The 12844-nt window shown below is 38.9% G+C and carries 9 protein-coding genes; 4 read left to right on the top strand and 5 right to left on the bottom strand.

Features of this window, described 5'->3' with window-relative positions; all coding sequences use genetic code 11:
• Nucleotides 1-358: 358 nt before the first annotated feature.
• Nucleotides 359-1693, bottom strand: coding sequence for a Na+/H+ antiporter NhaA (nhaA, locus tag A9996_RS02755; protein ID WP_066430628.1), 1335 nt, complete (start codon nucleotides 1691-1693; stop codon nucleotides 359-361).
• Nucleotides 1694-2368: 675 nt separating this feature from the next.
• Between nhaA and A9996_RS02750 the strand changes: the two genes are divergently transcribed.
• From A9996_RS02750 to A9996_RS02735, 4 genes are all read left to right on the top strand, one after another.
• On the top strand, nucleotides 2369-3355 hold the full coding sequence (locus A9996_RS02750; RefSeq protein WP_066430627.1) for an alpha/beta hydrolase: 987 nt from the start codon (nucleotides 2369-2371) through the stop codon (nucleotides 3353-3355).
• A 176-nt stretch (nucleotides 3356-3531) separates the two neighbouring features.
• Nucleotides 3532-4515 (top strand): NADP-dependent oxidoreductase, encoded by a 984-nt coding sequence (locus A9996_RS02745; protein ID WP_066430626.1) that lies wholly within the window; start codon nucleotides 3532-3534, stop codon nucleotides 4513-4515.
• A gap of 139 nt (nucleotides 4516-4654) precedes the next feature.
• Nucleotides 4655-5551 (top strand): 3-hydroxyacyl-CoA dehydrogenase, encoded by an 897-nt coding sequence (locus A9996_RS02740; RefSeq protein ID WP_066430621.1) that lies wholly within the window; start codon nucleotides 4655-4657, stop codon nucleotides 5549-5551.
• A 213-nt stretch (nucleotides 5552-5764) separates the two neighbouring features.
• Nucleotides 5765-6613, top strand: coding sequence for an Fpg/Nei family DNA glycosylase (locus tag A9996_RS02735; RefSeq protein ID WP_248912310.1), 849 nt, complete (start codon nucleotides 5765-5767; stop codon nucleotides 6611-6613).
• A gap of 315 nt (nucleotides 6614-6928) precedes the next feature.
• Here A9996_RS02735 and A9996_RS02730 read toward each other — a convergent pair whose 3' ends face one another.
• From A9996_RS02730 to A9996_RS02715, 4 genes are all read right to left on the bottom strand, one after another.
• On the bottom strand, nucleotides 6929-8698 hold the full coding sequence (locus A9996_RS02730) for an alpha-amylase family protein (protein ID WP_066430619.1): 1770 nt from the start codon (nucleotides 8696-8698) through the stop codon (nucleotides 6929-6931).
• Between the two features lie 9 nt (nucleotides 8699-8707).
• Nucleotides 8708-9670, bottom strand: a complete 963-nt coding sequence (locus tag A9996_RS02725) for a carbohydrate kinase family protein (RefSeq protein ID WP_066430616.1) — start codon at nucleotides 9668-9670, stop codon at nucleotides 8708-8710.
• A gap of 72 nt (nucleotides 9671-9742) precedes the next feature.
• A complete protein-coding gene (locus A9996_RS02720; protein ID WP_066430614.1) occupies nucleotides 9743-11608 on the bottom strand; it encodes an alpha,alpha-trehalase in 1866 nt (621 codons plus the stop codon).
• Nucleotides 11605-12834, bottom strand: a complete 1230-nt coding sequence (locus A9996_RS02715; protein WP_066430613.1) for an MFS transporter — start codon at nucleotides 12832-12834, stop codon at nucleotides 11605-11607. The genes A9996_RS02720 and A9996_RS02715 overlap by 4 nt, the downstream gene beginning before the upstream one ends.
• Between the last annotated feature and the right edge of the window lie 10 nt (nucleotides 12835-12844).

The following is a 12844-nucleotide window of genomic DNA, read 5'->3' as shown; positions in this document are numbered from 1 at the left end:
TTATTAAATTTTGATGTTCGGATACTCTTTTAGAATTGCAGGATCAAATCTGAGGTCTATAAAGTTAGGTATATTATCGCTCATTGTTAATCATATCCGTATAAAAATGAACCACATCCATACTGATTGACCTCATCAAAGTTGACAAATGGAATTTGTTTTCCAATTCAATTTAAGTATTTAAACCAGTTGAAGGCAGGTGGCAGCTTTCTCAGGTGCTTTTACCTAAGACCATTTCTAAAGCTTAAAAAGTTAGTTGTAAATACAATTGGACACCCTCTGACTACCCAAAATCAACACATCACTTGATTTAAAAAGAAAGGGACTAACCACTCAAATATGGTAATGTAGACTAGGTTTAATAATGTCCGGTGATGCTGATCTTATCTCTCGTAATTGCTTCTGGTTTTCTTGTGGCGTAATGTAAAATCAGATAGCCCAATAATCCACTCAAAATAGAAGCGACAAGAATTCCAATTTTAGCCTCTTCCTGAATAACTTGGTCGTCAAAAGAAAGGGTTACAATAAAAAGTGACATTGTAAAACCGATGCCACAAAGAAGGGAAATCCCAAAAAGAAGTCGCCATATTTCAGGAGTTTGAGGCATGTGTTTATAGAAAAACTTCAAGAGGATCCAGATGGCTAGCATAATCCCTATGGGTTTCCCCAATACGAGACCGAAAATTGTTCCCCACGTGATGGGCAAATGGAAGGCTTGATTCAAAATCTCAGAATTAAATACAATGCCTGCATTGACGAATGCGAAGAGTGGCATGATGAAAAAGTACACTGGCGCATGCAGTTTCCGTTCCAATCGCTTCAACGGCGACTCCATCTCACGTTGTGTGTTTTCGAGATAGCGATGGACTTCTGGACTGGTCATTGCAAGTTTGTGGTCTTTTGCTTGTTTAAAGAGATGGTAACCGCGTAGCGCAAATCTCTTTATTTTTCCAATCTTCCATTCCCGGCGCAAAGGCACCGTCAACGCCAAGATAACACCGGCAATCGTGGCATGAATACCAGAGGCCAATACAGCCCACCACATTATAAAACCAACAACAAGGTAGGGTGTCAATCTGTTCACTCTTGCACGATTAAAAACAAGCAGTACGAGTGTGCAACCACCCGCTAACCCCAGTGCATTCCAGTGTATTTCTTCAGTATAAAAAAATGCGATGACCAACACGGCAATAAGATCGTCTACCACGGCAATGGTAGTGATAAAAACTTTTGCCCATGACGGCATTCTGGAGCCAAGTATGGCTATGATTCCAATAACAAAAGCAATATCTGTAGCCATCGGTATTGCCCAACCCTTTACATAGTCAGTGCCTTGATTGAACGCAAAATATATAAGTGCCGGAAATAGCGCCCCGCTAACTGCTGCAGCCACAGGAAATATGGCAGATTTAAAAGATGTCAAACTACCAAATTTCAGTTCGCTCTTAATTTCGAGACCCACCGCTAAAAAAAACAGCGCCATCAAGCCGTCATTAACCCAGTGGTGCATTGTCTTAGAAATATAGACATCTTTAAATCCCATTCCAAATTTTAGCTCCATCATATGCTCGTAGAAACCTCTCATGGGTGTATTTGCAACAATCAAGGCTGATACCGTAGCTACAATCAATAATATACCGGTGGCGGAATCTTTTTTAAAAAACGCACTTACACTCTGGATAACTTTACTCATGTTTGGACACTATTACATTCAATGTACAATTTCGGATTAAAAAATTTCTATATCAATAAAAACTGAGGTTTTATTAAAAAAAAGAAATTTGAGAGGGGAGCTGAGCATTTAATAGAGACGGTAGTTTTCGCTGTTGGGTCTTAAGTTTATGCCTATATCCCCTAAAGTAAAGGGTGGTATTTTGCAAACTATCAATCAACTACCGTAAGTTTAAACAGAAAACATCCAAAATTTATGATTTTCGGGGTGTTGTTATGATTACACCAACTCAAATAAATAATTAATTTTTGATTCCAATTGTGAAAATCATTAATTGGTGCAACGCCATTGTCTTTTCTTGTAAATACGGTATCCATTGTAAAGGTTTCACTAACACTCTGCAGAATGTGTGACTTGAAGTATTAGAATTAACCCGAATAACAAAGTAGCCATCCTTAAAACCGTTTGACAACCTTTTCTACGTTCAATTCATAGGACAAATCTACCGTCGTTCTCCTCATCCTAAATGAAAATCATCTTTTATAAAACTTAAATTCGATATGTTATTGCTCGTGTAATAGCTATCTTTAAAGCTATGGTGTTAATGCTTCCGTTCGAACTGTATAGCAACTGTAATTATTAAAAAGAACCACTAAAAGTTTTAAAGGCGCAATGAAAATGTAAGAACACAAACCTATGGACAATAAAACGGAGGATTACCATCCTGATATTCTGGGTGATGGATTTAAGAAATTGAACTTGAAGCTTACAGATGACTATGAAGGTGATGTAATTGCGACCTTAATACGTAGGAATACCACTAATATATCAGAGAGGGCGATCCTATATGTCCACGGTTTCAACGATTATTTCTTTCAGAAAGAGTTGGCTATAAAATTTAATGAACATGGTTATAATTTTTATGCGTTAGATTTAAGAAAGTATGGAAGGTCATACTTAAATCATCAAAAATTCAACAACGTCCTTTCCCTATTGGAATATGATGAGGAATTGGACCTTTCCTTAAAAATCATAAAAGCTGAAAACAACCACAAAGTCATTTTGATGGGGCATTCAACCGGAGGACTTATCCTCACCAATTACGCCATCAATCATTTACAAAGCAACCTATTTCAAGGCTTGATCTGTAACAGTCCATTTTATGATTTTAATTTAAATGACCTCGCAAAAACTGTAGGTATCCCAATACTATCATTTATAGGTAACTACTTTCCTAATATTCCGGTAACAGGAGGATTTACAAAATGTTACGGGTATAGCCTTCATAAGGAGAAGTATGGAGAGTGGGACTATTCCTTGGCTTGGAAACCACACGATATCCCCAAGGTGAATTTAGGTTTTATAAGGGCTATTCATAATGCACAAAAAAATATGAGACAGAATTCTACCATAACTGTCCCCACACTAATAATGTATAGTAGTACGTCAATTTCTGAACATCATTGGTCAGAGAAGTTCAAGGAAGCGGATGCTGTTTTAAACGTGCATGACATTAATACATACGCCAAAAAAATTAATGGCGATGTAAAGGTGCAAGTGATTGAATGTGGCATGCACGATTTAGTGCTCTCAAAAAAAACTGTAAGGGAACAGGTTTATAAACATATGTTCGATTGGATCAATAATAATTTCAATAAAAGCCAAAAATCGGTTTCAAAATAACGTACTTATTAAAAAAGACAAGGGACAGGTCGCGCATTAAAAGTATAGCCACTTTATGTAATGATAACTCTTGTTTAATCAGGCTTTTTTTTGGCCAGTGCTTGTTGTATGGGCGGTTGAGTCCATCTGGCGTTTGGCAAACCTGTAAAAATTCTAAAAAATAAATAAAACTTATTATGAAAGCATTACAAATAACAAAATACGGCGCAATTAAAGACAGTCTATCCATCAATGAGATAGACAAACCGACTATTAAAGCTAACGACATTTTAGTTGAAGTCAAAGCTGCGTCAATCAATCCTATAGATTATAAATTGGTTGAAGGACATCTAAAAGATAAGGTGTCCTTAAACCTTCCGAGTACAATTGGTTATGACGTGAGCGGCGTGGTCGTTGAAAAGGGAGCTGATGTTAGCGATTTTGAAATTGGTGATGAGGTGTATTCCAGAGTACCCCAAGAACAAATGGGTACCATAGCGCAATTTGTAGCTGTTACTAGCGATTTGGTTGCTAAAAAGCCAGAAAATAGTTCTTTCGAAGAAGCATCCGGATTGCCGTTAACCGGACTCACAGCAATACAAGCTTTAGAAAGTGTCGATATCAAAGAGAATGATAGAATTCTTATTCATGCAGGCTCTGGGGGTGTAGGTAGCTTTGCCATTCAATATGCCAAAGCTAAAGGAGCTATTGTTTATACGACTACCAGTAGCAAAAATGTAGATTGGGTCAAGGCCTTGGGTGCTGACCGCGTGATCGATTATAAAACGGAAGATTATAAAGAGGTTGCTAATAATTTGGACATCGTTTTTGACACTTTAGGGGACGATTACACATTTGATGCCTTTGAAATTATTAAGGAAGGCGGAAGAGTAACCACCATAGTAGGCCCACCAGACGAAGACACCGCAAAGCACATGGGAATGACAGATTATAAATTGCCTGAAAAATTATCAAAACTGATCGATAAAAAATCAGCGATATACAAATTAACCTGGATGCAGCCCGATGCTGAACAGTTAAAAACCATCACAGCCATGGTTGAACATGGAGATATCAAGCCAATAGTAGATCTTATTTATCCTTTCGAAGATGCAATAGATGCCTATGAATACCTTGCTACAAGAAGAGCACAAGGAAAAGTGATCATAAGCTTGTCCTAAACAGTGTAAAAACCGAGCTCATACCTTTACTATCTGTTACGAAATAAAATAAACGTTTTAGTGAAAGACGGCATTACAAAGCTTCTCGCGGCAACATTGAAGAAAAATAACTGTAACAAGTAATTAAAGACATAACACTATGAAAATTGAAAAAGTAACTTTAGCTGGCAGCGGCGTATTAGGATCGCAAATTGCATTCCAAACCGCCTTTCACGGATATGCTGTAATGGTTTATGATATTAGTGATGACATACTAGAAAAATCAAAAACTACCTTTAAGAAATTGGGAGAGTCTTACAAGGCTGATTTGAATGCCTCACAAAAACAGATCGATGAAACTATAGACCGGTTGAGCTTTTCTTCAGATTTGGAAAAGGCTGTTGCCAATGTTGATCTGGTTATAGAATCCGTGCCTGAAGATCCCTCCATTAAAAAAGAGTTTTATAAAAAGCTAGCCGCTGTAGCTCCTGAAAAAACGATTTTCGCTAGTAATTCATCTACAATGCTGCCTAGCACATTTGCCCAATCAACAGGTAGACCAGCTCAATTTGCAGCATTGCATTTTGCCAATGAGATATGGAAACACAACACAGCTGAAATTATGGGACATCCCGGGACTGATCCAGACGTATTTGACACCCTTGTTGCGTTTGCCAAATCTATAGGCATGGTGGCTCTGCCATTAAAAAAAGAACAGCCAGGCTATATCGTCAATTCACTGCTTGTACCCTTATTGAGTGCAGGACTGGACCTGTTGGTAAGCGGTGTGGCAGATGTTCCAACAATCGATAAAACATGGATGGTGGCAACTGGTGCTCCCACGGGTCCCTTTGCGATTTTAGATGTGGTTGGTATTACCACTGCTTATAACATTAATAAAATGGAGGCTGAAAAAACAGGAGACTCAGATAAACAAAAGGTAGTTGAATACCTAAAAGAGAATTTCATTGATAAAGGAAAATTGGGTGTCGCTACCGGCGAAGGTTTTTATACCTATCCTAATCCTTCTTTCAAAGACGATGACTTTTTAAAATAAAATCAGGGTGTTATTAGAAGATGAATATTTTTCTAAAATATTTTAGATAACGATATAGAAATGTGTCAACAACTTGCAAGGTGATCATCTCACAAGACATATTCCGATGATCTATTTGAATTCAAAAAAACTGTTCAAATTCTAAAATGGAATGCTATAAAAGCTATTTCTAACACAGAAGTTTCAATAGAAAAAGATAAAGTGCAATCGTTATTGAAAATCCCTTCGCTATCGTCAGTCGTGATTTTTGATGACATTAAAAAAACTAAAAACAGAATGCCAGAATTGCCAGAAGTTGAGGGTTATAAAATTTATATAGATAGCACCTCCCTGCATAAAAAAATCACCGCATTTGAATGCCGCGACCCCCGATTGCTTAAGGCCTCAAAAGCAGATTTTGAAAAGCACCTTATTGACAGTGAGCTTAAGGCAACAGAACGCATCGGAAAGTACTTGTTTATAAAAACTACAGGCAAAAAAATACTTGTGATCCATTTCGGGATGACCGGGCGTCCCAACTATTATAAAGAGGAAGAAGACCGCCCCAAATATGGGCATATTGTGCTCACCTTTGAAAATGGTTTTCATTTCGCATTTGAGAATAAGCGTAAATTTGGATGGTGGGATTTAATTGACTCCATCCCTGATTATAAAGCAGATCATAAATTAAGCGATGATGCGCGGGACTTAAGTTTGGCAGATTTCAAGACTTCCTTGAGCAATCGAAAGACATCCATCAAAACAGTGCTGATGGACCAAAGTGTTGCTGCTGGTGTGGGCAACTGGATGGCGGATGAAATTTTATACCAATCTAAAATCCATCCAGAAAAAAGAGTAGATGATATGAGCGAAAAACATATCGAAACGATATTCGACGCAATGAAAAAGGTTATAGAAGTGGCTATTGAAAATGACGCGCATTATAGTGATTTTCCCGAAGATTTTTTAATCCATTTTAGAAAAGAAGGTGCTACCTGTTATCATACCGGCGGTACTATAAAAAAAATAAAACTTGGAGGGCGGTCAACTTATTTCTCTACCAAATGGCAAGTTATAGTCTAAAGATCTCCAGCAGGTGCAACCCGAATAGCCTCCACAATTTTTTTCTCTTTGCTGGCTTCTTGTCGGCGACATATGCTACAGCTGCTGCCATAAGTAATTTTGTTTTTTCATCCAACGTGCCTTTTTGAAGTATCGTTTTGATGAAATTTCATCGAGATTCGGTTTGGGTGTATTCCAAATTTGCTATTTTGAAAATCTCGTCATTTGTATGTTCCAAAGTACCAATTTCTATTTTCTAAAACTTCTCACATTGTATATCCATAGTAACTTTTCGCTTCGTGGCCTAGTGGTGGTGTTAAACCCATAACACTAGGTTTAATCCTGAAAAATAATTCTTTCCGCTATCCCCAAAGTGGTCTGCTCTATTGTGAAATCGTAGCTCTTTAAGTTTGCCTTTAACCGTACACTATCTTTCCCTAAGGTCCATGTCATATCCAATTCATGGTCAGGCGTGTTGTTGATGGATACCTTCCCCAGAAAGGCTTTCGACGTGTTTCGCAATCGCATCAGTTTTAATTGGTTGAGTACAATGGGCGTTTTCAGCCCCTTTTCAATGGCATCCATTGTGAGTGTGGTGCGATTGATTTCCTTGTGTCCCGCACTTCCGCCTTGATCGGCAGCTGCGTAGTTGTTCTTCCCGGCAAATAGGTCCAAATACCAGACCTGTGGAATTCCTGGCATAAACATTTGAATGGCTCTCGCCAACAGCAATTTGCGCTCGTCTTCACCCAAAGCACTGAAAAAAGTAGCGTTTACCTGATAATATGAAATTTTTCTTCCCGCCGGATCATACAGATTTTTAACGCGACCACCACGCGCCATGATGGTTTCCATGATGGCTTCAATGTCGGCATCTTCTAGCAAACCTTTGTTATAAGTGCCATCCACTTCCTTACCCTTTAAATCCAAAACAGGGATGCCGTCATGGCAACCGAGCATATTAACGGTTTTGTAATCTTCCGCAATAATTTCGGTTACCCAACTTATAAGGGCTTTGCTGCTGCCATTTTCAAGGGTGTGAATCATTAAGCCCGGTAAGAAAAAATCATAAATGGGATACCCCTTTTTGGCGACCTCATCATGTAAGCCAAGTCCATATTCGGCATGGATTTCGGGCAAGACCATCAGCTTATTGCGTTCTGCCATCTGTTTGATGCGTTCCAGATACTCCCAAGTGCCGGGTTTGTTGAAAAAATTGGTTTGTCCAACTTGCTTGTGTAAATAGGCAAAGGCATCCAAGCGCAGAATTTTGCATCCAAAATGGTTTAATTTTGAAAGCGTTTCTTCATAAAATTCCCAAACCAAATCAGATTTGGCATTCACATCCATTTGACCTAAATAGGTTCGCTTTTTTTCGACGATTTGTATGATGTCACTTTTAAAGTGGTTGTTTAAGCCAAAATCAATGCTTTTGAAATCTTCGTTTTTAACGATTGCGCTATTTACTTTTTCGCATATCACACGCATTTCATCAGTACTGGAAATTTTTAGCCCTTTTAAATCTTCAATAGCAATCTCATGATAGTGTATGCTTTGGTAAAAGGTATTCCAAAATGGTTTTTCGTTTCCGTCAGGAAAAAGCACCTTCAACACTGGAAGTCCGGGTTTTCTCATGAACAGTTTGTTCAGAAATTCAACATCAGGAATCATGGCGCCATCTGCTGACATCGTACCATGGCCGTCCCAAAATTCGTTCCAATTGATAAAAAAGTCCTTATATATTGATGCCTCGCCATGTTGCAACAAATCTTTAAATTGAGGGGACGCCACCGATAGATGGTTTAAAACAATATCCAATTTCAACATGATATGGAGGTCCTCCAAAGCAGACAAATCTTCGGGTGACACCAAGGCTTCATTGAGGTCATAATCCACGATTGAAAACCCCCTGTCCAAATCGCTGTTGAAAAAGGTGGGCAAGACATAAAATAATGAAAAAACGTCCTTCATTTCAGCCATTTTGAGCATCTCTATTGCATCACTCAAATTTTTGCCAATACTATCAGGATAGGCGTTGAGCATGACACCGTTAAACACCTGAGTGTTTTCGGGGGTATTGACCGTGTTTTGGGTGTTGTCATCCATACGAATAAATTATAAAAGTTTTGAAAGAATGGTGATGTTATCAGGCAGCCTTCCAACATTCTGAAGCTTTAGGGCCGCCAGTTGCAAGGCGACTTTCAAACATTCATCGATAGGTTTTTGTTTGATAAAGGCGAATAAAAATCCAGACCAGAATGCATCTCCAGCGCCTGTGGTGTCCAAAACTTTTTCAACTTTGATGGCAGGCAATTCAATCAGCGGTTGGCCTTTTTGTGAGAGTTTAACGCCTTTGCTTCCAAGGGTCAGACATACGGTGTCCACGCCTTCAGCATGAAAAAATTCGAAAATGTCGGTGTGGGGCAAATGACGTTCAAAAAGACGTTCCATATCATCCTCGCTGATTTTGACCAACGGATTGAATTTACAGTAGGCCTTGATAACATCAAGCGCCTCCTTCTTGCTGTCCCATAACTTTTTGGCGTAGTTGACATCAATACTCAATTGACAACCCAGATGAAAGGCTTCCGCTGCTTTTTTCAGAATGGTGGATTGCGCAGGTTTTTTACTCAATGCGAAACAGGTGGTGTGGAATATTTTAGTGTCGGAAAGGATGTCCTGTGGTATTTGTGTTTCATCGATACAGTAATCCGCATCGCGATAAGGAATGAAATCGGGCGTGCCTTCAGATTTGGACACAAAAATAACACTGGTAGCTTTGTCTTCATGCCTGACAATATAATCTGTAGTAATACTGATTTCGGAAAACCTTTTAAAAATATAGTCTCCAAAGCCATCATTGCCTACCGCTGCCACCATCAGCGCCTTTAAACCCAATCGTTCTGAATTCATGGCGACGTTTGTAGGAGAGCCTCCCAGATATCGGTGGTAATCCCTTGTTTCATCAATACCAACGGCCGATTGATGCCCTATAAAATCAATGAGCACTTCCCCAACGCATAGTATATCTATCGTTCTTGCATCAAGTTTGTTCCTGTTTATTTTCAAATCCTTCATTTATTTAGATTTCCTGTCAAACATTCAATGTGTTGCTATGCCTTTTTTACCAAAGCAGTTTCATAATAAACTCTAAAAAACCAATTCTGGGTCTTTCAGATGATTCAGGTCTTTAATGTAGCTGTCTCCCAATAAGGATAATCCATACTGGTAGGAGGCATTCATCCAGCCAAATCCCTCATTCGTGATGTATTCGAAATTGGTGCCTACATTGCCGTACTCGGCAAATACTTTGTGGGTTGCTGCTACGACATCGTATTTTTCTGGGATGGTGCCATTGTAATCCACAGCGTTCTTGGTAATCATGTAGAGCCATCGATACATCAGTTCTTGGGCTTCGTCCTTATATCCATAGTTCAATAAGCCCTTCCAAATCATCATTTGGTGTGGCGCCCATCCATTTGGGTAATCCCATTGCCGTGCTGGTCGGTTATCTGAAATTTCACCCCTGCTTTCTTCCGTGGAAGCAGCTATTCCACCACGCTCTTTAAGTAATGGCAAGGCTGTTTCTACCAAACGTTTTGCCTGTTGTTCGGATGCCATTTTAGACCATAGCGGCACTAAAGTGGTCGCGGCCACATAATCGGATTGTGTTTTTGTTTTGAAATTATAATCGAGATACAGTCCTTTATCGTCATTCCAAAGAAATTTATTGGCCAATTCCTGTCTTTCATGAGCCTTTTTTAACCAATATTCACTCGAATAAGAGTTCAAATCAAGTTTAAAGTCATCATTGAATTCATCTTTTATGAGTTGGGCAAAATCAGTCTCGTATTTATAAAGCATTGCATTTAATTCCACCAAATTCAAATCGGCGCAATTGCCCTCAATGCGGTAAGAGGTATCATGTCCCGATTCCCGGACACTGCGGTCTTGGATAAAATAGGCGTCCAGTTCAGGGTTTTTGATAGCGCCTGAAGTATAGTGGGCCAAATAATCGTCAATGGAGAGCCCTGCCTTTTCTGCATACGGTTTAACCACGGCGTCGAAATGACCCTGTTCAGTTTCTGGCGGCATCCCAATACCTTCTGCCAAATAGCGGTTTAAACAAGTATCCACCAAGCGTTTTCCCTGTACCATCCAAACGGTCTCGTATTCCTTAATGGCTGTTTTGAGATGGCTTTGTAGCCATTCCTTATCTTTGGTGACCTCATACACTTCCAGAATCAAACTGGAATAGAAGGGCGGTTGGGTACGGGTGAGATAATAGGTACGGTTAGCATTTAGTATTTTTCCGTAATGGTTTATTTCATATTGAAAATTATCGGTCATCGCTTTAGCCAATTCTACTTTACCATCGACAATGAGTCCAACGGACTCAAAATAACTGTCCCAACCATACATTTCATTAAAACGTCCACCTGGAACTACGAACGGCACGCCTTTGCACGCGTTATTTTCTTCTACTAATTTTAAGGATAAAATACCAGGCTGCTCATTGATGGATTTGACAAATTCAGGTGTGATGTTTTCCGGCAGATAAATGACCTCAACAGGAAGTCTTTTCTCAAGTTTGCTGTAATAGTTATAGGCTAAAGTGTCTTTGAACGGCACATAAATCCGAAGTTTTTGTGCCACCAGCGACTCGTTTTTTGAATCCAGAATAAGGTGTTCAATGCCGTTTTCATCAATAGTTCTCGTAAGACCTGCCCATAAATAATTGGTAATGATTCTTGAAATTCGTGTTGCTGGCAATTCTTCAATTTTTGAAAGTGGTATCTCGGCAACAGTAAGTCCCTTATTTTTGGCATACACAAGTTCTTGCATCAAATTTGATAAGTGATACGTTCCTTCTATAGTATGGGCAATATTGGAATTGGAAATTATCTTGAAAGATTTTGGGCCAGCATCTTCAATGGTAATTCTTTTGTCGTTATCGGTATCTTCTTGAGATAACAATGCTTTTAAAGTGAACTCTATGTTTAATGAGAATATCATGATTTCAATTGTTTTTGTTTTGACATTCTATCTATTAAAAACACCGAAGCAATCAATAATCCCATAGGAATCAAAAGGAAATAAAACGCATTTGCTCCACCAATACTTTCGAACAATTCGCCCACAATCCTTGAGCCAATTGTACCACCTAGAGCAGAAAATATAATAATCAATCCAGACATGGGCGAATGCAGACTTTTTGGCAAGGAACTCAAAACTGTTGAATTTAAAAGCGGATAAATTGGAGCAATGAACAAGCCAATCAATGGCAGAATAAATCCTAATAATGGCACTCCAGATAAGCTTGTAATTTCACCCATCGATTCAGAGTTTCCTTCCAATTGTGGTAAAACGACCAGCAGAATTCCTCCAGAAATCACGATGCAAACGATGACTAAATACACCCAAGACATTCGTTTTGTCAGATACCCGGCCACGAACCTTCCGAGCGCTAATGACAAGGCAAAGATGATGGCCATCTGAACGCTTAATTTTTCAGAAAATAAGAAAATTTTCTCATTGAACCTTGGCAACCAAGTCATAATACCCTGCTCTATCATCACGAACAAAAAGGCTGATATGATAAACACCAACACCAATGGCACGACCATCAATTTAGCCGATGCTTTTAAATCTTCCTTTAAGCTGGAACCAATCGCTTCCACCTGATATTCAATTTTTGAAAAAAGAAGGAAGAGGAAAGACAATAGAATAAGTCCACATAAAACATAATAGACATTAAGCCATGAGTTTTCATCTTCTGAATAAAAGAAAGGAAATAAGATATAAGCGAACGCAATGCCTACCATAAAAAAGCCTTCAATGGAACTCATCAAGGACGCGTGTTCACTTTTTGATTCAGTAATGATGCCGATAAGGGAATACACTGATAATTTAATCAATGCAAAACTCACGCCGATGGACATAAATAGAATTTTTGTATAGGCAAATGTGTTGCCGTAAACCATTAATAAACACCCAAAGAATACAATTGCCAAACCTGTCAACATTGCGTTTTTGTACCCAAATCTGGGCAGAAACGAAGCCACTAAAAACGAGACGATGGCGATAGGCAAATCTTTGAACGCTTCCAACAGCGAGGCCTGTGACTCACTTACATGGTACACATTAATGGATTTGGCAATGACAATACCAACGCTATTCAATAAGATGGCGAAGACAAAATAATTGAGGTAAATTGATATTTTGATGGGTAGATTTTTCATGGTTGCTGTG

The organism is Gelidibacter algens (assembly GCF_001678675.1).
Classification (GTDB): domain Bacteria; phylum Bacteroidota; class Bacteroidia; order Flavobacteriales; family Flavobacteriaceae; genus Gelidibacter; species Gelidibacter algens.
The sequence above is the reverse complement of the archived record's forward strand: the minus strand, read 5'-3'. Positions and strand labels throughout refer to the sequence as shown.